This window comes from Cupriavidus sp. MP-37, from assembly GCF_020618415.1.
Lineage (GTDB): Bacteria > Pseudomonadota > Gammaproteobacteria > Burkholderiales > Burkholderiaceae > Cupriavidus.
On sequence record NZ_CP085345.1, the window covers coordinates 231,692 to 255,989 of the forward strand.

At 70.2% G+C, this 24,298-nt stretch carries 22 protein-coding genes; 19 read left to right on the forward strand and 3 right to left on the reverse strand.

The genetic code is table 11. The annotated features are described in order from the left end of the window. Positions 1–464 precede the first annotated feature (464 nt). From pgaA to pgaD, 4 genes are read left to right on the forward strand one after another with little or no spacing between them, the layout of a single operon-like run. Positions 465–2,867: a poly-beta-1,6 N-acetyl-D-glucosamine export porin PgaA gene (gene pgaA, locus LIN44_RS17670; protein WP_227315570.1), complete on the forward strand. Its 2,403-nt coding sequence runs from the start codon at positions 465–467 to the stop codon at positions 2,865–2,867. A gap of 15 nt (positions 2,868–2,882) precedes the next feature. Then, on the forward strand, positions 2,883–4,901 hold the full coding sequence (gene pgaB / locus LIN44_RS17675) for a poly-beta-1,6-N-acetyl-D-glucosamine N-deacetylase PgaB (RefSeq protein ID WP_227315571.1): 2,019 nt from the start codon (positions 2,883–2,885) through the stop codon (positions 4,899–4,901). After that, entirely contained in the window at positions 4,898–6,232 is a 1,335-nt protein-coding gene (gene pgaC / locus LIN44_RS17680) for a poly-beta-1,6-N-acetyl-D-glucosamine synthase (RefSeq protein ID WP_227315572.1), read from the forward strand. The genes pgaB and pgaC overlap by 4 nt, the downstream gene beginning before the upstream one ends. Before the next feature lie 14 nt (positions 6,233–6,246). Then, positions 6,247–6,669: a poly-beta-1,6-N-acetyl-D-glucosamine biosynthesis protein PgaD gene (pgaD, locus tag LIN44_RS17685; protein ID WP_227315573.1), complete on the forward strand. Its 423-nt coding sequence runs from the start codon at positions 6,247–6,249 to the stop codon at positions 6,667–6,669. 63 nt (positions 6,670–6,732) lie between these two features. On the opposite strand, the gene LIN44_RS17690 is transcribed toward pgaD, so the two are convergent. Beyond that, positions 6,733–7,551, reverse strand: a complete 819-nt coding sequence (locus LIN44_RS17690; RefSeq protein ID WP_227315574.1) for an IclR family transcriptional regulator — start codon at positions 7,549–7,551, stop codon at positions 6,733–6,735. A 255-nt stretch (positions 7,552–7,806) separates the two neighbouring features. On the opposite strand from LIN44_RS17690, the gene LIN44_RS17695 reads away from it, so the two are divergent. Both LIN44_RS17695 and LIN44_RS17700 read left to right on the forward strand, forming a co-directional pair. Further along, positions 7,807–9,006: a CaiB/BaiF CoA-transferase family protein gene (locus LIN44_RS17695; RefSeq protein ID WP_227315575.1), complete on the forward strand. Its 1,200-nt coding sequence runs from the start codon at positions 7,807–7,809 to the stop codon at positions 9,004–9,006. After that, positions 9,003–9,863, forward strand: a complete 861-nt coding sequence (locus LIN44_RS17700) for a citryl-CoA lyase (RefSeq protein WP_370641716.1) — start codon at positions 9,003–9,005, stop codon at positions 9,861–9,863. The genes LIN44_RS17695 and LIN44_RS17700 overlap by 4 nt, the downstream gene beginning before the upstream one ends. Positions 9,864–9,881: 18 nt before the next feature. Here LIN44_RS17700 and sctR read toward each other — a convergent pair whose 3' ends face one another. Continuing rightward, positions 9,882–10,541, reverse strand: a complete 660-nt coding sequence (gene sctR, locus LIN44_RS17705) for a type III secretion system export apparatus subunit SctR (RefSeq protein ID WP_227315577.1) — start codon at positions 10,539–10,541, stop codon at positions 9,882–9,884. 43 nt (positions 10,542–10,584) lie between these two features. Then, positions 10,585–11,784 (reverse strand): type III secretion system cytoplasmic ring protein SctQ, encoded by a 1,200-nt coding sequence (gene sctQ / locus LIN44_RS17710; RefSeq protein ID WP_227315578.1) that lies wholly within the window; start codon positions 11,782–11,784, stop codon positions 10,585–10,587. A gap of 203 nt (positions 11,785–11,987) precedes the next feature. Between sctQ and sctV the strand changes: the two genes are divergently transcribed. From sctV to LIN44_RS17775, 13 genes are all read left to right on the forward strand, one after another. Continuing rightward, positions 11,988–14,144 (forward strand): type III secretion system export apparatus subunit SctV, encoded by a 2,157-nt coding sequence (gene sctV / locus LIN44_RS17715; protein ID WP_227315579.1) that lies wholly within the window; start codon positions 11,988–11,990, stop codon positions 14,142–14,144. 1 nt (position 14,145) lies between these two features. Then, entirely contained in the window at positions 14,146–14,412 is a 267-nt protein-coding gene (locus LIN44_RS17720) for an EscS/YscS/HrcS family type III secretion system export apparatus protein (protein WP_018007333.1), read from the forward strand. Between the two features lie 53 nt (positions 14,413–14,465). Further along, positions 14,466–16,208 (forward strand): type III secretion system outer membrane ring subunit SctC, encoded by a 1,743-nt coding sequence (sctC, locus tag LIN44_RS17725; RefSeq protein ID WP_227315580.1) that lies wholly within the window; start codon positions 14,466–14,468, stop codon positions 16,206–16,208. Continuing rightward, on the forward strand, positions 16,208–17,344 hold the full coding sequence (locus tag LIN44_RS17730; protein ID WP_227315581.1) for an FHA domain-containing protein: 1,137 nt from the start codon (positions 16,208–16,210) through the stop codon (positions 17,342–17,344). The genes sctC and LIN44_RS17730 overlap by 1 nt, the downstream gene beginning before the upstream one ends. Positions 17,345–17,449: 105 nt before the next feature. Beyond that, the gene (locus LIN44_RS17735) at positions 17,450–17,650 is read left to right on the forward strand and encodes a hypothetical protein (RefSeq protein ID WP_018007336.1); all 201 of its coding nucleotides are present in this window, start codon (positions 17,450–17,452) and stop codon (positions 17,648–17,650) included. Positions 17,651–17,708: 58 nt separating this feature from the next. Next, entirely contained in the window at positions 17,709–18,176 is a 468-nt protein-coding gene (locus LIN44_RS17740) for a hypothetical protein (protein ID WP_227315582.1), read from the forward strand. Beyond that, complete coding sequence (gene sctJ / locus LIN44_RS17745) at positions 18,173–18,970, forward strand: type III secretion system inner membrane ring lipoprotein SctJ (protein WP_227315583.1); 798 nt, start codon at positions 18,173–18,175, stop codon at positions 18,968–18,970. The genes LIN44_RS17740 and sctJ overlap by 4 nt, the downstream gene beginning before the upstream one ends. After that, positions 18,967–19,836, forward strand: coding sequence for a type III secretion system protein SctK (locus LIN44_RS17750; protein ID WP_227315584.1), 870 nt, complete (start codon positions 18,967–18,969; stop codon positions 19,834–19,836). The genes sctJ and LIN44_RS17750 overlap by 4 nt, the downstream gene beginning before the upstream one ends. Then, on the forward strand, positions 19,818–20,426 hold the full coding sequence (gene sctL, locus LIN44_RS17755; protein ID WP_227315585.1) for a type III secretion system stator protein SctL: 609 nt from the start codon (positions 19,818–19,820) through the stop codon (positions 20,424–20,426). The genes LIN44_RS17750 and sctL overlap by 19 nt, the downstream gene beginning before the upstream one ends. 18 nt (positions 20,427–20,444) lie before the next feature. Further along, positions 20,445–21,827 (forward strand): FliI/YscN family ATPase, encoded by a 1,383-nt coding sequence (locus tag LIN44_RS17760; protein ID WP_227315586.1) that lies wholly within the window; start codon positions 20,445–20,447, stop codon positions 21,825–21,827. Then, positions 21,824–22,336: a type III secretion protein HrpD gene (locus LIN44_RS17765; RefSeq protein ID WP_227315587.1), complete on the forward strand. Its 513-nt coding sequence runs from the start codon at positions 21,824–21,826 to the stop codon at positions 22,334–22,336. Before LIN44_RS17760 ends, LIN44_RS17765 begins: the two co-directional genes overlap by 4 nt. Beyond that, positions 22,281–23,144, forward strand: coding sequence for a type III secretion system export apparatus subunit SctT (sctT, locus tag LIN44_RS17770; RefSeq protein WP_227315588.1), 864 nt, complete (start codon positions 22,281–22,283; stop codon positions 23,142–23,144). The genes LIN44_RS17765 and sctT overlap by 56 nt, the downstream gene beginning before the upstream one ends. A 15-nt stretch (positions 23,145–23,159) precedes the next feature. Then, complete coding sequence (locus LIN44_RS17775; protein WP_227315589.1) at positions 23,160–24,194, forward strand: EscU/YscU/HrcU family type III secretion system export apparatus switch protein; 1,035 nt, start codon at positions 23,160–23,162, stop codon at positions 24,192–24,194. Positions 24,195–24,298 lie beyond the last annotated feature (104 nt).

A 24,298-nucleotide genomic window follows, 5' to 3' on the forward strand; every position in this document is an offset into this window, starting at 1 on the left:
TATCCAGTCACCAATTCGTTTGCGAAAATTAACAATCTCTTCGCCGCCCCCTCCTTACAATCGCTTACGCATTGCGGCAACGCAGCCCGATTGATCGGCCCCTGCGGTTGCACGACGCCATTCCCGCTGCGAATGGCCATCCGGCGCAGTTCCTCGGTGCCGCGCCGGATCCCGTAGGCCTGTTCTGCCGGTTTTCGCTTCCGGCCAGGTCCGGTCGGGTTCCGTGTCCTCGTGCCGCACTGCGATAAGCCGATAACGGACCTCAAGCACACGCGCGCCTGCGCCATCGGCGCGTGGCGCAAGCTTGGGCAACACAGAGACAGGCTGCGGATCCCATGGATTCACTGATGAAGCGCCCTGAGCGCGCCCGCAACAGGGCGCCGCGGCGGCAGGGAGGGCCCCGGCGCGCAACGGCCGGGCGGGTTACCGGGCTCGCTTCCGGACTTGCTGCAGGGCTGGCGGCGATGTGCTGGCTGCCGGCATGCGCGCATGCCGATTCCAACTATGACGCACTGATCCGGCAGGCCCGCGCCGGCGACTATGCGCCGGCGCTGGATATGCTGCGCGAGCGCGTGGCGCGCGCGCCGTCGGACCGGCGGGCCGCCTGGGACCGGATCGTCATCGCCAGCTGGGCGGGGCGCCCGGCGGAAGTGCTGGAGGCCTATGGCAGCCTCGGCGACACCCGTGCGCTGCCGCCGGAGGTGCTGTCGGCGGTGGCCGGCGCCTTGCGCGACGAGCGCCGCTGGGAGCAGGCGCTGGCGCGCTATCGCGAGGGCCGGCAACGCTTTCCGGCGCGGGCGGTGTTCGCGGTCGGCGAAGTGATGGTGCTGGCCGACAGCGGCCAGGCCGCCGAGGCGGTGGCGTTGGGCCAGGCGCTGGTGCAGCGCGATCCCGCCGCGGTCGACAGCCGCCTGGCGCTGGCCTATGCGCAGGCGCGCGCCGGCGAGCCGTACGCGGCCTTGTTCGAGGCCGACCAGGCGTACCTGCGCGCGCCGCAGCGCGCCGAGGTCGTGCGTGAGTATGTCGGCGCGCTGCGGCGCGCGGGGCTGCCGGAGGCGGCGTTGCGCGTCGCGGGAGAGCATCCGGCCTTGTTCGACCAGCGCGCGCGGCTGGCGCTGGAACTCGATGCCGTGGCCGAGCTGGTGCGCCTGGCTGACCTGCCGTCCCGCACCGAAGCCGAGCGCTTTGCCATTGCCGACCGCGCGCTGGCGCGCTATGACGCATTGCTGCCCGTGCTGCAGTCGCTGGGGCCGGAGGCGGCGCCGCAGCTGCGCCGCGCGCGCATCGATCGCCTGGCCGCGCTGCATGCGCGGGTCCGGATGCAGGACGTGGTGAACGCATACGAGGCGCTGCGCGCCGACGGCGTCGAAGTGCCGGCGTATGCATTGGGCGATGTCGCCGCCGCCTACCTGTACCTGCGCCAGCCGGAGCAGGCCGCGCCGCTGTTCACGCAGGTGCGCGACGCCTATCCGCAGGGCCTCGATCCCGAAACCCGGCTCAAGGCGCAGACCGGCCTCTACTACGCCAACGCCGAGGCCGAAGCTTTCGATCCCGCCGCGCAGGCAGTGGAGCAGGCCAGCGCCGAGCAGCCGCGCTGGCGCTGGGTGCGCGGCCAGCCCATGCGGCAACCCAACGACCTGTGGCTGCAGGCCGAGCAGACCGCCACGCGCGCCGACCTGCAGGCCGACGCCACCGCGTCCGCGCAGCAGAAGCTGGAAGACCTGGTGCGCAAGGCGCCGGGCCATTCGGGCCTGCGCGCGGCGCTGGCGGACGTGTACCGCGCCCGCGGCTGGCCGCGCGCGGCCGAGGGCGAGCTGAAGCTGGCCGAGACCCTGACCCCGCGCAGCCTGGCGGTGGAGGTGCAACAGGGGCATGCCGCGCTCGACTTGCAGGAATGGCGCCAGGCCGAGATGCTGCGCGACGATACCCTGGCACGCTTTCCCGAAGACCTGACGGCGCGGCGCCTGGACCGCGAATGGCAAGTCCACAACAAGGCCGAGCTGCGCATCGAGGGCTATCGCGGGCTGGCCAACGACAGCGCCGTGGTCGGCAACGGCAACTTCGGCATCGAAGCGGTGCTGTACACGCCGCCGATCAACTATGACTGGCGCGCCTTCGGCGGCATCGGCTATGCCACCGGCCGCTTCGACGAAGGCCGCGTCGATTACCGCTGGGCGCGCGCCGGCGCCCAATGGCGCGTGCGCGACCTGACCGTCGAGGGCGAACTGTCGCTGCATGGCTATGGCCAGGGCGCGCGCCAGGGCGGGCGCATCGCCGCGGACTATGACATCGACGACCGCTGGCGCGTGGGCGCCTCGGCGGCGCTGCGCTCAACCGGCACGCCGCTGCAGGCGCTCAAGCACGGCATCTATGCCGACACCGTGCAGGCCTATGCGCGCTGGCGCCGCAGCGAAGCCAGCGAATGGATGCTGACCGTCGCGCCGTCGCGCTTCAGCGACGGCAATGACCGGCTGGAGGCCGGCGTGTCCGGCGTGCAGCGCTTCTATACCGCGCCGCATTTAAAGGCCGACCTGCTGGTCGACCTGTGGGCGACGCGCAATAGCCGTGCCGACACGCCGTACTACAACCCGCGCTCGGACCTGACCGTGCTGCCGTCGGTGCGCCTGACGCACATGCTGTACCGGCGCTACGAGACCGTATGGGAACAGCAGTTCCTGGCCGGCACCGGCGCCTACAGCCAGCGCGGCTTCGGCACCGGGGCGATCCTGCTGCTGGGCTACGGCCAGCGCTTCCGCACCAACGACGTGTTCGAGGTCGGCGCCACCGTGACCGGCACCAGCCGCCCCTATGACGGCCAGCGCGAGCGCGAACTGCGCATCGTCTTTGACCTGACCTATCGCTTCTGAACAGGAATCCAAGCCATGAACGCAACCCTGCGGCGCGCCTGCCGCCTGCTCTGGCTGGTGCTGGCCGCATGCCTGCTGGCCGCCTGTGCCAAGGACATCCCGGTGTTCACGCCACCGGCCCAGCGCCCCGCCGCGGCCGCCGAGCAGCCCTGGCCGCACAACCATGTGGTGGTGCTGGCCTATCACGATGTCGAAGACAAGGACCCCGACCAGGCCTACCTGAGCGTGCGCACCGACCACCTGGTGGGCCAGCTGGCGTGGCTGCGCGAGAACGGCTACCGCGCGGTCTCGGTCGACCAGGTGCTGGCGGCGCGCCGCGGCGGGCCGCCGCTGCCCGAGCGCGCCGTGCTGCTGACCTTCGACGACGGCTACCGCAGCTTCTACACCCGCGTGCTGCCGATCCTGAAGGCCTACCGCTGGCCGGCCGTGCTGGCCCCGGTGGGCAGCTGGCTCGATACCCCCGCGGGGCAGCCGGTGGATTTCGGCGGCACGCCGACGGCGCGCGAGCGCCTGCTCGACTGGCAGCAGCTGCGCGAGATTGCCGCGTCGGGGCTGGTGGAAATCGGCGCGCATACCGATGCCTTGCACTTTGGCGTGCGCGCCAACCCGCAGGGCAACACCGAACCGGCCGCGGCGGTGCGCGCCTTCGATGCCGGCACCGGGCGCTATGAAAGCGATGCCGCGCAGCAAGAGAGGTTGCGCGCCGATGTGGCGCGCATCACCGCCAAGGTCCGCGCCGTCACCGGCAAGCCGGTGCGTGTGTGGATCTGGCCGTACGGCGCCGAGGGCGGCGCGGCGCTGCGCATCGTCGCCGAGAACGGCTACCAGATGGCGCTGACGCTGGAAGACGGACTGGCCACGGTGGACCGGCTGATGTCGGGCGCGCGCCTGCTGCTCAGCGACGACCCCGGCCTGCGCAGCTTCGCGCGCTCGGTGGTGGCCATGGAAGAGCCCAACGGCATGCGCGTGGCGCACGTGGACCTGGATTACGTCTATGACCCCGATCCCGCCCAGGTCGAACGCAACCTGGGCCTGCTGGTGCAGCGCATCGCCGACCTGAAGATCGACACCGTGTTCCTGCAGGCGTTTTCCGACGATGACGGCGACGGGCTGGTCAAGTCGGTGTACTTCCCCAACCGCTGGCTGCCGGTGCGCGCCGACCTGTTCAACCGGGTCGCCTGGCAGCTGGACAACCGCGCCAACGTCAAGGTGTATGCATGGATGCCGGTGCTGAGCTTCGACCTCGATCCGTCGCTGGCGCGCGTGGCGCGCTGGGACCCGGCCACCGCCACCGCGGCGGTCGACCCGAAGCAGTATCGGCGCCTGTCGCCGTTCGATCCGGTGGCCCGGTCCCGCATCGGCGACCTGTATGAAGACCTGGCGCGCCACGCCTTCTTCGACGGCATCCTGTTCCACGACGACGCCTTGCTGGGCGATTTCGAGGACGCCAGCGCGCCGGCGCTGGCCGCGTATCGCGCCGCCGGCCTGCCCGGTTCGATCGCCGAACTGCGCGCCAGCCCCGAACTGATGCAGCGCTGGACCCGCATGAAGAGCCGGGCGCTGGTGGACCTTACCCACGAGCTGGCGGCGCGCGTGCGCGAGGTGCGCGGGCCCGCCATCAAGACCGCGCGCAACATCTTTGCGCTGCCGGTGCTGCAGCCGCAGAGCGAGGCGTGGTTCGCGCAGAACCTGGACGACTTCCTCGCCGCCTACGACTGGACCGCGCCGATGGCCATGCCGTACATGGAACAGGTGCCGGCCGGCCAGGAAAACGCCTGGCTCGACCGCATGGTCGACGCCATCGCCCAGCGCCCGGGCGCGCTGCGGCGCACCGTGTTCGAGCTGCAGGCGCGCGACTGGCGCGCTCCCGCCGCCCGGCCGGTCGACAGCGCGGTGCTGGCCGGCTGGATGCAGCGGCTGCAGCGCCGCGGCGCGCGCAATTTCGGCTACTACCCGGACGACTTCCACAACAACCAGCCCCGGCTCGAGGTGATCCGGCCGGCGCTGTCCAACGCCTGGTACCCCGCACCATGATCGAACGACTGTTTGCCCTGGTCATCCTGTGCCTTGCGCTGGCGCTGCCGTTCGCGCTGGCCGCCCTTGCCACCGGTGACCTGCTGCTGGCCTTTGTGTTCTTCTATCCGCTGTTCATGTCCGGCCTGTGGATTGCCGGCGGCCTGTACTTCTGGTGGCACTGGGAGCGCAAGTGGCGCTGGGGCGCCGAACGCGAGGCGCCCGAGGTGCCCGGCCAGCCATTCATCTCGATCCTGGTGCCGTGCTACAACGAGGAAAAGAACGGCGAGGAAACCCTGCTGGCGGCGCTGGCGCAGCGCTATCCCAGCTTCGAGGTGATCGCCATCAACGACGGCTCGCGCGACGGCACCGGCGCCTTGCTGGACGCGCTGGCGGCGCGCCATCCCCGGCTGCGCGTGGTGCACCTGGCGCACAACCAGGGCAAGGCCATGGCGCTGCGCATGGGCGCGCTGGCCGCGCGCGGCGAATACCTGGTCTGCATCGACGGCGACGCCGCGCTGGACCCCGACGCGGCCGCCTACCTGGTCGCGCCGATGGTGGCCAACCCGCGCGTGGGCGCGGTCACCGGCAATCCGCGCATCCGCACCCGCTCGACGCTGGTGGGGCGGATCCAGGTGGGCGAGTTCTCGTCGATCATCGGCCTGATCAAGCGCACCCAGCGTGTCTACGGCCAGGTGTTCACGGTCTCGGGCGTGGTCGCGGCGTTCCGGCGCCGCGCGCTCGACCGCGTGGGCTACTGGAGCCTGGACATGATCACCGAGGACATCGACATCAGCTGGAAGCTGCAGCGCGACCACTGGTCGATCTTCTACGAGCCGCGCGCGCTGTGCTGGATCCTGATGCCCGAGACCGTGCGCGGCCTGCTCAAGCAGCGCCTGCGCTGGGCCCAGGGCGGCGCCGAGGTGTTCATGAAGAACGTGCGTTCGATCTGGATCTGGCGGCATCGCCGGCTGTGGCCGCTGATGGCGGAGTACTGCCTGTCGGCGGGCTGGGCCTTCGCCTTCGCCATGTCGATCCTGCTGTGGGCGCTGGGCCATTTCATCGAGTTGCCCGCCAATATCCGCATCCAGAAGCTGATGCCGCCGGGCTTTACCGGCATGGTGCTGGCCGCGGTGTGCCTGCTGCAGTTTGCCCTGAGCGTGCTGATCGACCGCCGCTACGAGCCGCGCCTGGCGCGCACGCTGTACTGGATCATCTGGTATCCGCTGGCGTACTGGATGGTGGGCATGCTGACCACGCTGCTGGCCTTTCCCAAGGTCATGCTCAAGACCCGGCGCAAGCGTGCGCGCTGGACCAGCCCCGACCGGGGCATCCACACCATGAGGTCGTGATGAAACCCGAAAGCATGATTATCCGTACCCGGGGCTCGCGCCTGCGCTGGCTGCTCGATGCGCTGCTCACCGCGCTGGCCTGGGCCGGCTTCTTCTACCTGGGCGCGAGCGGCATCCGCGCCATCCTGCACGAAGCGTCCGCCGGCCCCGGCGTGCCGTTCTGGGCGGCGCTGCTGCCCACCGTGGGCACGCTGACGGTCTATGTGCTGGTGGGGCTGTTCAACGGCATCGTGCTGCTGTCATGGGCGTTGTACAACCAGTACCGCTTTGCCGGTCTGGATCGCCGCCGGCCGCTGCCCGCACTGCGCATCGACGAGCTGGCGCGCAGCTTCGGCCTGCCCGGGCAGCGCGTGCGGGCGCTGCAGCTGGCCAAGGTTGCGGTGGTGGACCATACGCATGAGGGGGAGGTGGCGGAGGTGAGGGCGGTGGTGCCGTGAGGGAGTCGCCGGCGTTGGCTCGGGCGCTTGCCGACCCCCAAGCGGACAGAGAATCTGCGCTGCCTACGGTCCTTCATGTGCGCCGATGGCACCGCTGGCGATGATTTGATGCATGTGCAGCTGCGCCATACTGCCATCGAATCGCCCGCCATTGCCGCCGAGGATCTCGGTGGCGTGCCGGGCAGTCTTCAGCAGCGTTGCGACCGCCGCGAACATGGTCGGCGCAGCGGCGAGCCTCTGCTTTGGCCCGGACAAGGTCAGGGCGCCCACGATTTGCCCCATGGCGCTGAAAACCGGCACCGAGGCGGCCGCGGTCTCGGACTCGCGCTCGCCATATGACACCGCCCACAAGCGCTCGCGCACCTCGCGCCAGCGTTCATCGCCGGTATCGCTGAACGCCAGCAGCACCTTGCCCGAGGCACCGCGATCAATGGGGAATTCATCGCCGACACCGATCGCGACGCGCACCGCGCGCGCCGGCTCCACCCGATACAGCACCAGCCGCCGGTCCCCCTGACGGACGTAGAACGACGCAGTCTCGCCGAGTTCGCGGCTGAGTTGCTCGAGCAACGGCTCGATGACAGGACCGACGCGAAACGACCGCTGATAAATCGCGGCCAGCCGCAGCGGCTGCGGGCCAATCGCATACTGGCCGTCGTCAAGCTTGCGAATGAAGCCACCGTGCTCGAGCGCGCCGAGCAGGCGCAACACCGTGCTCTTGTACAGGTCCGTGCGGCGGGCGAGCTCCGTCAGCGTCAGGCGGTCATCGCCGGGTCCAAACGCGCCAAGAATCGCAAAGGCGCGGTCCAGCACCGCCACGCCGCTGGAACTGTCTGCCGGCGGCAGTTCGGGCCCGCTCGACGGGGGAGTGACGTTATCCATATGGGTGCTTCCGTGTAGTTCTGTCCAGTAGAACACGCTTCTGAAAAAACAGGAAGATTCGGGTATACCCTCTTTTCTAACCCGCTGTACCGCGCCTAAAGTTCTTTTCCATAGAATGACGTTCTACCAGAAAGAACAAAACCGTGAACAACTACCATCCTCGTGGGCCAGTCCGGGCGCGCCCGCGTCGAATAACCCGTTCAGTGGTGCCGCGCCGGCCGTAGCGCCGTGACCCATGCCAACCAGAAGCCAGTCATGCAAAAGCCCTTGCGCAATATTCGCGTGCTCGACCTCACCAACGTGCTGGCCGGGCCTTTCTGCTGCCACCAGCTTGCCCATATGGGCGCCGAGGTCATCAAGGTGGAAACCCCGGGAACCGGCGACCTGGCGCGCCAGCTCGGCGCCGATGCCGAGCTGAACCAGCGCCTGATGGGGGTGTCGTTCCTCGCGCAGAATCCCGGCAAACAGTCGATCACCATCAACCTGAAGCACGCACACGGCAAGGAAATTTTCCGCAAGCTGGTGCGCAGCGCCGACGTGGTGGTCGAGAACTTTCGTCCCGGCGTGATGGACCGCCTCGGCCTGGGGTACGAGACGCTCAGGCAGGACAACCCGCGCCTGATCTATTGCGCTATCTCCGGCTTCGGCCAGGACGGCCCGCTGGCGGAGCTGCCGGCGTACGACCAGATCATCCAGGGCATGTCCGGGGTGATGAGCATTACCGGCGATCCGCAGACGGCGCCGTACCGGGTCGGCTATCCGGTGTCGGACACCATCGGCGGCCTGACCGCGGCCTTTGCGGTGGCGGCATCGCTCGCCGACCACCAGCGCACCGAGGGCTACTTCATCGATGTCTCGATGCTGGAAGCCACGCTCGCCACCATGGGCTGGGTGGTGTCCAACCACCTGATCGCGGGCAGGGCGCCGGTGCCGATGGGCAACGAGAACATGACCGCGAGCCCGTCGGGGACGTTCCGCACCGGCGACGGCCTGCTCAATATCGCCGCCAACAAGCAGGAACAGTTCGAGGCGGTGTGCCGCGTGGTGGGCAAGCCCGAACTGGCCAGCGATGCACGCTTCGCCCAGCGCCAGGCGCGGCTCGCCAACCGGGCTGCGTTGACTGAAGCGCTGGAAGCCGAACTGGCGAAAAAGCCGGCCACCGAATGGTGGCCGCTGCTGAACCAGGCCGGTGTACCGGCGGGACCGGTGCTGAGCGTGCCGGACACGCTCGCCCATCCGCAGGTGCGCGACCGCGGCATGATTGGCGAATTTGCCGATGTGCCGGGCGTTGGCCGCGACATCCGCGTGGTGCGCACCGGCTTCAAGCTCAATCGCGAGGCCCCGGCGGTCGACACGCCGCCGCCCGAACTCGGCCAGCATACGCGCGCGATCCTGGGCAGCCTGGGCTACAGCGACGCCGACATCGACCAACTCAGCCAGGAGCGCGCAATATGAGTCGCATCGAACAAGCCCCCGACACACCTGATAGCACCATGGACGCGGGCCAACGCTTGTCTCAGGACTGGTGGCGCACCGAGATCATCGACATGCGCCCCGGCGAAATTCGCTACCGGGGCTATCCCATCGAGCAGCTGATCGGCCGCGTGTCGTTCGCGCAGATGATCTGGCTGATGCTGCGCGGCGAACTGCCCGGGCCGGGCCAGGGCGAACTGCTCGATGCCGCGCTGATGGCGGGCGTCGACCACGGCCCTCAGGCGCCCAGCATTGCGATCGCGCGCATGGCGGCCACCTGCGGCGTGGGGCTGAACAACGCGATGGCCTCGGCTGTCAACGTGCTGGGCGACGTCCATGGCGGTGCCGGCGAGCAGGCCGTCGAGCTGTACCAGGACATCGCACAACGCATCGACGCCGGCGCCGGCCTGGACGAGGCCGTCGGTGCCGGCCTGGCGCGCTACCGCGACCTGCACGGCAAGTTTGTCTCAGGTTTTGGCCACCGCTTTCATCCACAGGATCCGCGCGCGCCGCGCCTGCTGGCACTGGTGGACCAGGCGTCGCAGAACGGCGTGGTCAACGGCCGCTACGCCGCCATCGCCCGCGCGGTGGAGCAAGCCCTGGGGGCGGGCCGCAGCAAGCCGATCCCGATGAATATCGACGGCGCCACCGCCGTCATCTATGCCGAGCTGGGCTTTCCCGCGCCGCTGGCGCGCGGGCTGTTCTGCTTGTCCCGCTCGGTCGGCATTCTCGCGCATGCGTGGGAGCAGACCAACCAGGGCGGGCGCAACAAGGGACCGATCCCGCGCCAGTTCCTGTGGACCTATGACGGCACGCCGCAGCGCGACGTGCCGGCATAGGCGCGAAGGCACCGACGCTTACCGATACGACAGCACCAGCCCCTGGATCAGCTGCGTCCACCCCTCCAGCATCACGAACAGCAGCAGCTTGAACGGCACCGAGATCGTGGTCGGTGCCACCATCGACATGCCCAGCGCCAGCAGGATGGCGGCGACGATCAGGTCCACCACCACGAACACCAGGTAGACCACGAAGCCGATCTGGAAGGCGCGCGTCAGTTCGGACAGCGTGAAGCTGGGGATCAGCACCATCATGTCGTCGGACTTGAGGTCGTCGGCGCGGCCCTCGGGCCAGATGCGCTTGGCGGACTGGACGAAGAAGGTGCGGTTGCGCTCCTCGGTGTGCTTGACCAGGAAGGCCTTGAGCGGACCGCTGACGGCGTCGTAGACGGTGACCACGTCGTTGACGTTGAAGGCGGCATTGGCGTCGGCGCGGCGCTTGATGGCGTCGAAGGCGTCGGAGCCGATCGGCGCCATGATGTAGGCGGTCAGGATGATGGCAATCCCGTTCAGGACCATGTTCGGCGGCACCTGCTGCAGGCCCAGCGCGGCGCGCAGCAGCCCGAAAACGATCACCAGCTTGGTGTAGCTGGTGACCATCAGCGCGACGAAGGGCGCAATGCCGAACGTCAGGATGATGGTCAGGATCAGGACCGGATTGTAGAGTCCGCTGTTCATCGCATCCACCCGGGCGGAACGGGAGAGGGCGGCCTGCCGCGGTTCATGCGTCGCCGCCGGCGAAGGTGCTGATGCGCACGCCCAGCCGGTTGCCGACGGCGATCAGGGTGCCGGTGCCGATGCGGTTGCCGTTGGCGACGATGCGCACCTCGCTTTGCTTGAGCGGCTGCGGCAGCTCGAACACATAGCCCGGCGCGACCGCGCGCAGCTCGGCCAGCGGCACCGCGACATCGCCCACCTCAAAGCGCAGCGTCACTTCCAGGCGGTCCAGCCGCGACAGCGGCGGCTGCGCCGCGTCCGGATGGGGAAGCGGCTGGGCTTGCCGTGCGGGGTCTTGCTCATCCATATGCGCTCCGTTTGAAACGTCTGTGCGATTGGGGCTGTCGGCGCCGGCCTGCACCAGCAGGCGCCGGCCTTCGGCCAGCGCGGTCCAGGCGGGGCCGTGGCGCCCGGTGAGACAGCGCACCACCAGCGCGCTGCCCTGCGAATGCCAGTCGTCGATGCCGACGATGTCGCCGGGCTCGATGCCGTGCATCTCGCCCAGCGCCAGCCGCGTGGTGCCGATGCGCACGGCGATCGGCACCGGCAGACGCTCCATCCACGCCGGCGCGGCCGGGCCCGGCCCCGCGGGCATCGCCGCGAGGCGTTCGGGCTGGTCCAGCTGCAGCGTGCCGCGCAGCTTCGCCGGCGGCGCGTCGCGCCGCAACTCGAAACCAAAGGCATGGGCCGAGCCCAGTGCCGGTGCACGGCCGGCATCGGGCTGCCAGCTGAAGGCGTCGGGCAGGGCCTGGCCCAGCGCCGTCACGGCTTCGCCCAGCGCGTCGGCCATCAGCGCGTGGCGCAGCAGCGCAGGCAGCGTTTCGGCCGCGCCGGGCGCCGCCAGCAGCAGGCGTTCACTGGCCAGGTCCCAGCGCAGCACGCCGTGGGCGTTACCGAAGCTGAAGGCATAGCCAGTGCCGGGCCGCGCCGCGATTTCCGGGTCGGCGGGCACGAAGCGCAGTTGCCAGTCGTGGCCGCCGGCGCGCACCGGCACGGCGGCCGCTCGGCACGCCAGCCAGTTGCACAGCCGCGCGGTCTCGGGCTCCATATGCGGCAGCGCCGGCATGGCATCCAGCGCCGAGGTGGCCAGCCGGGCTGCCGCGTCGGCGCTGTGCACCAGCACGCGCGCGGCGCCGCCGGGCAGGGCCGCGGCGGGCGCCTGGGCGGACGGATCGCGGCCGGGGCGATGCAGGACGGAGGGCATGTTGGGCGGCTCGGTTGCTCGAGACGCAACGATAAGCAGCGGGGTGCAGCCACGTCCACTACGAGGCCTTGTAGGCCCGCGCCCAAAACCGCCGGACGCCGGCCGCGCGGGCCGGATGTGCGGCGCACGCTACGAATCCTCGGTACTGGTCGCTGTGCGGGGGCGGCCATACACTGCGCCCACTGATCCCACCGGCAAGGACGATGGCGAAACTCCCGGCAAACCTCCCAGCGTTCCCGCGCGGCCTCGGCCCGGGGGCGCCGGGGCTGCAGCAGATGGCGGCGGCGGCGTCGCGCCAGTCAGACCTGGCGCTGACGCTGCTGCTGTTTGCCGTGATCGCGCTGTTCGTGCTGCCGCTGCCGACCTTCCTGCTGGACCTGCTGCTGACGATCAACCTGGGCATGAGCCTGACCCTGCTGATCGTCGCCACCTATATCCCGTCGGCGCTGTCGCTGTCGACCTTCCCGTCGCTGTTGCTCTTTACCACGCTGTTCCGGCTGTCGCTGAACATCGCCTCGACCAAGCTGATCCTGCTGCACGCCGACGCGGGCCACATCATCGATACCTTCGGCAAGCTGATCGTCGGCAACAACGTGGTGGTCGGCGGCGTGGTGTTCCTGATCATCGCCATCGTGCAGTTCATCGTGATCGCCAAGGGCTCGGAACGCGTGGCCGAGGTGGGGGCGCGCTTTGCGCTGGATGCGATGCCGGGCAAGCAGATGAGCATCGACGCCGATGTGCGCGCCGGCACCATCACCGCTGCCCAGGCGCAGGAGCGCCGCCGCGCGCTGGAACAGGAGTGCCAGCTGCACGGCGCCATGGACGGCGCGATGAAGTTTGTCAAGGGCGATGCCATCGCCGGCGTGGTGATCGCACTGGTCAATATCCTGGCGGGCATCACCATCGGCACGCTGATGAAGGACATGAGCATCGGCGAGGCGCTGCAGCGCTATGCCATCCTGACCATCGGCGACGGCATGGTGTCGCAGATCCCGTCGCTGCTGGTCTCGATCGCGGCCGGGGTGGTGATTACGCGGGTCTCGTCCGATGAAGACCGCACCCGCTCGCTCAACCTGGGCAACGTGATCGGCAGGCAGGTGCTGGCGCAGCCCAAGGCGCTGGTGGTATCGGGCCTCGCCATTGCCGTGTTCCTGGTGGTGCCGGGCTTTCCGAAGTGGACCTTCGGGCTGATGGCGCTGGTGGTGGCCGGCGGCGGCTACCTGCTGCTGCGCCGCGCGCAGCGCAGCACCGGCACCGTGACCTGGATCGAGATGGCCGACGCGGACGCAGGCGCGGCGGCGGCCGGCACGCAGGCCGCGGTGGCGCCGGCGCTGGCGCTGGAGCTGGACGAAGCGCTGCGCGGGCGCATCGACCTGCGGCTGTTCGAGCAGCGCATGACGACCGCCAAGAGCGAGGTCGAGGCCGAACTCGGCATGGTGTTCCCGCGGCTGCGCATCCAGCACCGCGCGCTGGCCGAGCGCGATGCGTATGCGATCCGGGTGCAGGACGTGGTGGCTTCCGGGGGCGTGCTGCGCCCCGGCAAGCGGCTGCTGGAGCCGGGTGCGCGGGCGCGTGTCGACCAGGGCATGGCCGAGGCGGGGGCGCCGTTCGGGCCGTTCCCGGAAGTGGTGTGGGTGCCCGCCGAGCCTGGCGGCGACGCCGCCGACGGCGTGCGCACGCTGTCGTGCGAGGAAGTGCTGGCGGTGCACGTGGGCGCCGTGATCAAGCAGCATGCGGCGCCGCTCTTGGGCATCCAGGACGTGCAGTCGATGATCCACGTGATCCAGGCCGAGGCGCCGGACCTGGTGATGGAACTGGCGCGCGTGGTGCCGCTGCAGCGCATCACCGACGTGCTGCGCCGGCTGCTGCAGGAGGGCGTGCCGATCCGCAACCTGCGCACCATCTTCGAAAGCCTGGTCACCTGGGCGCCCAAGGAAACCGATGCGATCGCGCTGACCGAGCTGGTGCGGGTGGACCTGGGCCGGCTGATCACCAGCCGCCACGTCGGCGCCAGCCGCTCGCTGGACGCGGTGCTGTTCGAGCCCGCGCTGGAGGCCCGCGTGCAGGGCGCGATCGAGAAGGCGGCGCGCGGCAACCTGCTGCTGCTCAGCCACGATGTCACGCGCGATATCCGCGAACAGCTGCGCGTGCTGCTGGAGAAGGCTGCCGAGAAGGCGGGCGCGGCGGGCAATGCCGGGGCCGCGCGCGTGGTGGTGGTGGTCAGCGTCGATGTGCGCCGCTATATCAAGCGGCTGATCGAGCCGGTCGCGCCGCGCATCCCGGTGCTGTCGTACCAGGAAGTCGATGAAGACGTGACGCTGGTGCCGGTGGGCTGGATCCAGAACCCGGCCGGAGAGTGAGATGGGCGCCGACACCATCCTCGACATCACGCGCCAGGCGCTGCTGGTGGTGCTGTGGGTCACGCTGCCGGTGGTGCTGATCGGCACGCTGGTGGCGCTGGTGGTGGCGGTGCTGCAGGCGGTGACGCAGATCCAGGACCAGAGCATCGGCACCTCGGCGCGGCTGATCGCGGTGCTGGTGTCGCTGGTGCTGCTGGGGGGCTGGCTCGGCGGCGAGGTGATGCGCTTTGCGCAGCGGGCGCTGCAGACCATGCTGACCTTCCTGTAAGGAGAAATCGATGCGCAGGCAATCACGCAGGACCAACGGACAAGCAAACTGACATGATGCTGGGGCACCACGGGGAACTCGGATCGAACCGCCGCGCCAGGCGCCTGCTGGCATGGCGCACGGCGGCGTTGCTGTGCCTGGCGGGGGCGCTGCTGTGCGGCGCCCAGGCCGCCCGCGCGGCGGACCTGCGCTGGCCCAACAAGCCGTTCCAGGCCTCGGCCAGCGACAAGCGGCTGGCGGACTTCCTGCGCGAGCTGACGGCCTCGCAGGGCACCACGGCGGTGATCGATCCCAAGGTCGAGGGCACCATCAGCGGCAAGTTCAATGAATCGGCGCAGCACGTGCTCAAGAGCGTGTGCTCGATGTTCGGGCTGACCTACTACTACGACGGCTCGCTGCTCTATATCGACGTGGCCAGCGAGGCGCGCAGCGAGGTGCTGTCGATCGCGCGCGGCTCCGGCGCACGCCTGCGCGATTCGCTCGAGCGCATGCAAGTGCCGGACTCGCGCTACCCGATCACCATCAACGACGCGGAAGGCACGCTGATGGTGTCCGGCCCGAAGCGCTACGTCGAGACCGTGCGCGCCGCGGTGCGCGCGGTGGACGACCGCTCCATCGCCGACGAGCGCGCCGAGATCCAGCTGTTCCCGCTCAAGTACTCGTGGGCCTCGGACTTCCGCATCAACCGGGCCGGCAAGGAGATGACCGTTCCCGGCGTGGTCACGGTGCTGCGCAACCTGTACGGCCGCAACCGGACACTGGCCACCGGCACCGGTCCCAGCCTGGGCACCAGCCGCGGCGCGACGCGCCAGGCCAAGCTGCGCATGGGCGAGGGCGGCGGGGGCGGCATGGGTATCCCCAGCGCCGATCCGTCGCAGATGCTCGATGCCATGGGCGGCGGCGCGGGCCTGGGGCTGGGCATGCAGAACAACTGGGGCAGCGGCCAGTTGCCGCAATTCCAGGCCGATACCCGCCTCAATGCGGTGATCGTGCGCGACACCCCGGACAAGATGGCGCAGTACCGGCGCCTGATCGAATCGCTCGACGTCAAGCCCCGCCTGGTGGAGATCGAGGTCACCATCATGGATATCAGCCAGGCCGACCTCGACAGCCTGGGCGTCGACTGGCGCCTGCATACGCGCCATGTCGACCTGCAGCTGGGCGGGGGCAACGGCAACGCCGGCCTCAGCTTTGGCAATCTCGCCAACGAGGCCGGCACCACCGCGGCGACCATCGGCAGCGGCCTGCAGTTCACCGGCGCCATCGGCAGCGACGTGACCCGCTACCTGCTCACGCGCGTCAAGGCGCTGGCCGAGCGCGGGCAGGCCAATTTCGTCGCGCGGCCCAAGGTGCTGACGCTGGACAACACCGAGGCCGCGCTGGAAAACCTGCAGGAATTCTATGTGCGCGTCGACGGCTTCCAGGATGCGGGCCTGTTCAACGTCACCGCCGGCACGGCGGTGCGCGTGACCCCGCTCGTCGTCGACGAGCAGCAGAACCGCGCGGTGATGCTGACCATCGACATCGCCGACGGCAATCTCTCCGGCGAGACCGTCGACCGCATTCCGGTGGTGCGGCGCCGCTCCATCACCACGCAGGCGATGGTCGAAGAGGGCAAGAGCCTGCTGATCGCCGGCTACACCACCGAAGAAAAGACCAACGCCTCGTCCGGCGTGCCGCTGCTGCAGGATGTGCCGATCATCGGCAACCTGTTCAAGTTCCAGGAGAAGCGCCAGAACAACATGGAGCGCTTCTACCTGCTGACGCCGCGCCTGGTGATCCCGGGGATGAGCTGATGGCCGACCTGCGCGATTCTCACGCTTCGGGCTGGACCCTGCGCTTTCTCGGCGGCGACGTCTATGGCCGCCAGGTCACGCTGCGGCGCGGCGCCAACGTGCTCGGCACCGCCGCCGACGTGGACATCAGCGTGCCGGGCGCCGAGGTGCAGCCGCGCCACCTGGTGCTGAACGTGGGCGAGCTGGCGGTCGCGGCCGAGCGTGTCGGCGAGGCCGCGGTCAACGTCAACGGGCGCGCCACCACGCAGCGCGCCTTCGCGCTGGCGGCCGGAGACATCCTCACCATCGGCGCGCTCGACGTGGAGTTGCTGCGCGCGCAGCCGGGCATGTCGGAGGCCACCGACACGCTCTTTGCCTGGGCGGAATCCGGCCGGCGCGCCGCGCGCGATGCCGACGCGCAGCAGCAAGGCGGGCGCAGGCCCGGGCGCGCGCTGCTGGCGGCGCTGGGCGTGGCCGGCGTGGTGGGGCTGGTCGGCGCCGGCTGGCTCGCCGCTACCTATGCCAACGGCGGGCTCGCGCCGCGCACGCAGCAGGTGGACCCCGCCGCGGTGCGCAAGACCGTGGCGGCGTATCCGGAACTGGAGGTGGTGTCGCTGCCCAACGGCACGGTCACGGTCAAGGGCTTTGTCAATTCGCGCGTCGACCGCCAGCGCATCGTGCAGGCGCTGGCGCCGTTCGGCCGCGGCGTGCAGCAGCAGGTGCGCTCGGCCGATGACCTGATCGAGCATATCCAGCGCTATCTGGACGAGCCCGGCGTCGGCATCGCCTACCAGGGCCAAGGCCGCGTGCTGCTGAGCGGCACCGCCGATCCGGTGCACGGGCGCGACAAGGTGCGGCGCGTGATCGAGGACCTGCATCCGGGCGTGCTGGTGTCCGACAAGATCGATTACCGCGAGACCGCCGAGAGCCGGCGCCGGCAGGTGCGCGACGGCCACATGGAGAACTGGCAGGGCGTGTTTCCCGCGCGCGTGGTCAGCATTACCGAGGACGGCAACGGCACGCGCTCGGTGCAGCTCGCCAACGGCGCGCGCTATTTCGAAGGGGCGGTGCTGAAGAACGGCGCCGAGATCGAACGGATCGATGCGGACGGCGTGGTGCTGAAGGACAGCCCGGCGCCGCCGCAGGCACGGCGATGACCGCGGCCGCGCGCGCCGTGCCGATGAATTTGCGCCCGCGGGCGCAGATGCCGCTTGCCCCCGGAGGGCAGGTGTTTGACGCCAACCTACCTGAAGGAGATTGTCATGGCTGAAGTCGACCTCAATGCCAAGATGCAGGAAATCCAGCAGAAAGCGCAGGAGTTCTCGGTGAACATCCTGGGCCTGCAGGACACGCTGACGCGCCAGAACGCGGTGGTCAGCAGCGAAATGGCCCACAACACGCAAAAGGCCAACCTGGTGCAGGGTGCGATGCAGGACGTGAAGCAGACCTCGCGCACCAACTGACGGCACGCCGCCACGCGCCCCGGCATGCCGGGGCGCCCAACGCTTTGCAAGGAGAGCCATGATGGACCCGACCGCCGCCATTGCTGCCGCCACCGCTACCGGCGCCGCCCCCGACAGCGCCACCGTCGCCGCGCACCAGTCGCCGGCCGCGGCTCCCGCCGCGCAGCCGGACCCGGCCGATGCCCGGCAGTTCGCGCAGATGGTCCAGCAGGGCCGCGCCGCGGACGGCTCGCGCACCGCGCACGTGACCCAGGCGGCAGACCCGACTTCGACCACGCTGGGCAACGCCATCCGTGCCAGCTATGTCTCGGCCGGCGAGGAATCGGCGCGCCAGGCGGCGCGCCTGCAGGAACTGCGCGACGGCATGTTCGCGTCGATCTACGAGGGCAGCACCAGCGAGGTGGTCTACCAGGCCATGCTGCTGCAGACGCAGTCGCTGGAACTGTTCTCGTCGATCCACGTGACCTCCAGCATCGGCAGCGCCGGCACCAACCTGTTCAACAGCCTGCTGAAGAACCAGCAATGATGTCCAACCCATCGCTGTGCCGGCGCCTTGCGCGCGCGGCCCGGCTGGCGCCGGCACTGATGGCGCTGGCGCTGGCCGCGTGCAAGGTCGACCTGTACGCATCGCTGAACGAACCCGAGGCCAACCAGGTGCTGGCCGCGCTGACCGCCGAGGGCATCGACGCGGAGAAGGCGCGCGCCGACACCAGCGGCGGCACGGGCGCGGGCCAGTGGCGCATGCGCGTGGAAGAATCGCAACTGCCCGCCGCGCTGGAAATCCTGCGCAGCGAAGGCCTGCCGGGCGAACGCTTTGCGTCGCTGGGGCAGGTGTTCCAGAAGCAGGGGCTGGTTGCCACCCCGACCGAAGAGCGCATGCGCTACATCTTTGCGCTGTCGCAGGAGCTGTCGGAGACGCTGCGCAATATCGACGGCGTGGTCACTGCGCGCGTGCATGTGGTGATCCCCGCCACCGATCCGCTCTCGGACAAGATCCGGCCGTCGTCGGCGGCGGTGTTCATCAAGCACCGCGCCGATACCGACCTGCGCCTGCTGGTGCCGACCGTCAAGGACATGGTGGCGCACAGCATCGAAGGCGTGACCCACGACAACGTCTCGCTGTCGCTGGTCGAGGCGCGCCCGTTCGCGCCGCAGGCGGGCGTACCGGGGCCGGCGGCAGGCTTTGCAGTCGGACGCTTCGCCGCGATCGCGGTCGGCGCGGCGGTGGCGATTGCACTGGCCGTGGCGGCCGTGGTGGCATGGCAGCGCGGCATGCTGCGCTGGCCGCAGCGGCGCGGCGCGCCGCGGAGCGCGAATTGACGCCGCTAGCCACCGTTGCCGCCGCCGAGGCCGTGCCTGGCGCCTACCTGCCCGGCGCGCTGGCCGCCGCACTCGCACCGGCGCCGCCGGCATTGCCGGACCCGGCGCTGGCGCGCGCGATGGCGGACCTGGCGCAGCGGCCGCTGGCGCATCTGCATCCCAGCTGGCTGCCGGCCGACTGGCCGCTGGCGTGGCGCCGCGCGGACCGTTTCGGGCCGGCCGCCGCGGAGGTGCTGGCGCAGCCGCTGGGCCTGGCCGGCGATGCCGCCCGTGATGCCATGCTCCACCGCCTGCTGGAGGCGCCGCCCTCGCTGGCGCGGCTGGTGCTGCTGCCACGCAGCGACCTGCGCCTGCTGGCCTGGTGGCTCGGCCTGGCGGTGCACCAGGCGGGCTTTGCCAGCGAGCGCCGCATGCTGCCGGCGCAGCTGGCCGACAGCATCGCGCCGCTGCCCGGAGCCCTGGCGGCGCCGCTGCTCGGCAGCGCGCCGCGCGCGATGCGCCGTGCCGCGCGCCGGCTCGACCGCCACGCGGTGGCCTTTATCCTGAAGCGCGTGCCGGCGCTACCGGCGCTGCCGATGAACCTGGCGCCGCTGCGGGCGCATCCTGCCGGCACCGGCCGGCTGATGGCCGAGCGCGGCTATCGGCTGCTGTGCGGGCTCTTGGCCGCCGATGCGGCGCATGCGGAGAAGGCGGAGCAGGCGGGGCACACCGCGCCGCTGCTGCAGGCGCTGCAGCGCAAGTTTCCCCGGCGGCTGGCGGCGTTGTCGCCGGCCCCGCTGACGCCGGCGCAGGCCGCGCAGTTGCGCGAACTGCTGCTGCTCAACCTGATCCCCGAACGGTTCCCCGCATGGCACTGGCTTTTCTGATCACCAGCGAAAACCTGCAGCTGCTGTCCGAGCGCAAGGTGCTCAAGGAGGCCGAGTATGCCGCCTTGCTCGACGCCGCCGCGGTAATCGAGGCCGCGCGCCAGGAGGCCATGCAGATCCGCACCGAAGCCCAGCGCGAGGCCGAGGAGCGGCGCCAGCACGGCTACCGCGAGGGCTGGGCCCGTGCCCACGCCGACCACGCCGCGGCGCAGGTCAGCACCGCCGCCGAGGCCGAGCGCCAGCTGGGCGCAATGCGCCGCACCATGGCCGAGATCGTGATGAAGGCGGTGCAGCAGATTGCCGGCGAACTCGACCCCGACATCATCCTGGAGGTGGCGCTGCAGCGCGTCGAGGCGCTGGTGCGGGCCGAGCCCTTCATCACCATCCAGATCCCGCTGGGCCGCGAGCAGGCTGTGCGCAGCCTGCTCGACCGGCTCGCCGAGACCCAGGAGTGGCCGCGCCGCGCCAACGTGGTGGTCGAGCCGGGGCTGGAACCCGACGCGTGCCGTATCCAGACCCCCTCGGGCACCATGGAGGTGGGCCTGCAGGCCCAGCTCGAGGCCTTTGCGCGCCGCCTGCGGGCGGGCTGATTCCTGCGGCTCATAGCCATGTCGACCGAACTCCCTGCCACCGATATCGAAGCCGCGCTGCAGCATGCCGCCGCCGACCTGGAACGCGCGTTCGAGCATTTCACGCCGGTGGCGATGCGCGGGCGCGTCAGCAAGGCGGTGGGCATGCTGATCAACGCCACCGGCATCCAGGCCCATGTGGGCGAGCTGTGCCAGCTGGTCACGCCCGGCGAGCCGCCGCTGCTGGCCGAGGTGGTCGGCTTCGTGCAGCAGACCGCGCTGCTCACGCCGCTGGGGCGCACCACCGGCGTGTCGGCGCTGACCGAGGTCATCCCGTCGGCCCACGGCCACCAGTGCCCGGCCGGCGCGGCGCTGCTGGGCCGCGTGCTCGACGCGCTGGGCGAGCCCATCGACGGCAAGGGCGCGCTCGACGGCGTGGCGCGCGTGCCGGTGGACAACGAGCCGCCCGATCCGCTCACGCGCCGCCTGATCCGCGAGCCGCTCGCCACCGGGGTGCGCGCCATCGACGGACTGCTGACGCTGGGCGAGGGCCAGCGCGTCGGCATCTTCGCGCCGCCCGGCGTGGGCAAGAGCACCTTGCTGGGGATGCTGGCGCGGGGCGCGTCCAGCGATGTCAACGTGGTCGCGCTGGTGGGCGAGCGCGGCCGCGAGGTGCGCGAGTTCATCGAATACAACCTCGGCCCCGAGGGCATGGCGCGCACGGTGCTGGTGGTATCGACCTCGGATCGCTCGCCGATGGAGCGCGTGCGCTGCGCCTATACCGCCACCGCGATTGCCGAGCATTTCCGCGACCAGGGCAAGCGCGTGCTGCTGCTGGTCGATTCGCTGACGCGGCTGGCGCGCGCGCAGCGCGAGATCGGCCTGGCCAGCGGCGAGCCGCCGACCCGGCGCAGCTATCCGCCGTCGGTGTTCTCGATGCTGCCGCAGCTGCTGGAGCGTGCCGGCACCGGTGTGCAGGGCTCGATCACCGCGGCCTATACCGTGCTGACCGAAGGCGAGGACGACAGCGACCCCATCGCCGAAGAGGTGCGCTCGATCCTCGATGGCCATATCGTGCTGTCGCGCAAGCTGGCCAGCGCCGGCCAGTATCCGCCGGTGGACGTCCTGCAGTCGGTCAGCCGCGTGATGCCGCAGGTGGCGGCGGGCGCGCACGCGCGCGCCGCGGCGCGGCTGCGCCAGCTGCTGGCGAAGTTCCAGGAGATGGAGCTGCTGCTGCAGATCGGCGAATACCGGCCCGGTGCCGACCCGCTCGCCGACGCCGCCGTGGCCGCGATCCAGAATATCCGCGCCTACCTGGCGCAGCCGGCGGCACGGCTCGACACCTTTGCCGGCGCCGTGGACAAGCTGGCGCAGGCAATCCGCGTGCCGGAGCCCGCACCGCTGGCAGGAGAAGCGCGATGACGCCCGCCGGCGCCGATCCGCGCCTGGGCCAGCTCGAGGCGGTACGCCAGCGCCGCCAGGAAGAGGCGATGCGCGCGCTGCAGCAGCGCCGCGCGCAGGTGCTGGCGGGGCTGCGGCAAGCCGAGGCCGCGCAGCAGGCGGTCCAGGCCGCGCTGGCCGAGCGCGCGGCGTTCATCGAACGCTTGCGGCAGGGCGCCGCGCAGGGCGGGGTGTCGGTGTCGGGGCTGCTCGATGCCCAGGGCTGGCAGAGCGCCTTCGATGCCCGCATCGCCCGGGCCAATGCCAACCTGGCCACGGTGCTCGACGAGGTGGCCCAGCGGCGTGCCGCCTTCGACGACGCGCGCCGCACGCTGCTGCGCGCGCAGGCGCGGCTGGACGGCGCGCGCGAACTCGCCGCGCGCGAACGCCGCGCGCTGCGCGAAGGCGCCGGACGCCGCGACGACGAGGCCATCGATGAAGCCGCCGCGCGCGCCTGGCACGCTGCCCGGCACGCGGCGCGGCAGGCCTGAGATGCCGGGCGACCTGCTCGACCCGGCCTTGCTGTTCCAGTGGGGACGCGAGGTCATCATGCCGATCGTGATGGTGATGCCGCGGCTGCTGACCGCGTTCACGGTGCTGCCGTTCCTGTCGCAGCAGGCCATTCCCGGGGTGGCGCGCAACGGTATCGTGCTGGCGATCGCGCTGTTCGTGTCGCCGGGCGCGCGCATCGACCTCGACGCCATGGCCGGGGGCCTGTGGCTGGTGCTGATCTTCAAGGAGGCCTTCATCGGGCTGCTGCTGGGCATGGCGTTCGGGTTGTTCTTCGTCGCGCTGCAGATGATCGGCGAGCTGATCGATTTCCAGACCGGCTCGGGCAATGCCACCTTCTTCGATCCGGTCACGCAGCAGGAGGACGGGCCCATGGAGAACCTGCTGTCGCACTTCGGCATCGCGCTGTTCGCGGCGCTGGGCGGCTTTATCGCCATGGCCGGGGTGATCGTCGAATCCTTCGCGTTCTGGCCGGTGATGTCGTTCGGGCCCGAGATGTCGCTGGCGTCGATGGGCTTTGCCAACCTCTACGCCGGCACGCTGTTCTCGTGGGTGGTCAAGCTGGCCGCGCCGATCCTGCTGCTGCTGGTGATCGTCGAACTGGGCTTCGCGCTGATCGCGCGCTTCGTGCCGCAGTTCGACGTGTTCCAGTTCGCGCAGCCGGTCAAGATCTCGGTGGCGTTCCTGATGCTGGTGCTGATGCTGGCGGTGATGGTGGATACGCTGCAGGGCTTCCTGCGTCCGGACAATATCCTGATCGAGATGCTGCGCCGTAGCGCGGTACGGTAGCGTCAAGCGGCGGCCATGAGCGACAGCGAAAAGAACCTCGAGGCAACCCGGCGCAAGCTGGATGAGGCGCGCAAGCGCGGCGAGGTGCCGCGCAGCAGCGACGTTACCTCGGCGGTGGTGTTTCTCGGCGTGCTGGCCGGGCTGTGGCTGCTGGGCCGCTATTTCGTGCGGCTGTTCCAGGCGCTGTGGCACAGCGCCATGGGCAGCGTGCCGCAACACCTGGTGGACCAGCAGATGCTGGTGCTGGGCGAGGCCGCCGCGCGTTTCCTGCTGATGGGCGTGCTGCCGATCGTGGCGCTGGCACTGCTGTGCGGCATCGTCGGCGCGTTCCTGCAGGTGGGGCCGCTGGTGGCGTTCGAGCAGATCAAGCCCGACCTGGCGCGGCTGAACCCGGCCGAGGGCCTGAAGCGCATGTTCGCCGTGCGCAACCTGGTGAACCTGGCCAAGATCCTGCTCAAGATCCTGCTGCTGGCGGGGCTGGTCTACGTGCTGGCGCTGGGCGCGATCGAGGATGGCGTGCGCACCGGCTATGCCCGCCCCGCGGAAATCCTGCTGCTGGTCGCCTACATCATCCTGCGCATGTGCTGCTGGGCCGCGGTGATCTACCTGGTGATGGCCGTGGTCGACTACGTGCACGAGCGCCACCAGTTCATGAAGCGCCAGCGCATGAGCGTCGAAGAATACCGCCGCGAATACAAGGAGAGCCAGGGCGATCCGGTCATGGCGGGGCGCCGCCGCGCGGCCTTCTTCGAGGCCGCGTTCTTCGGCGTCAGCGAGCGCGTGCGGGTCTCGACCGCGGTGGTGTATTCCACCCAGTACGCGGTGGCGCTGCGCTATGACGGGCCCGGGACGCTGCCGCGCGTGGTGGCCAAGGGCAGCGGCCAGGTGGCGGCACGCATCCGCCAGGCCGCGGCGGACTACCTGGTGCCGTCGGCCTTTGATTCGGACCTGGCGCAGCGCTTGTACCTGAACGTGCCGCTGGACCGGTATATCGACCGGACGCTGTTTGAGCGGGTGGCGGAGTTGATGCGGTGGGCGAAGGGGGAGTGAGGTGGGTTGGGATGTCCAGGCTGCGGGTTTTGTCCCCTCTCCCGCGTGCGGGAGAGGGGCTTGGGGGAGAGGGCGGGCGCTGGCAATATCGACGCGCTTCACTT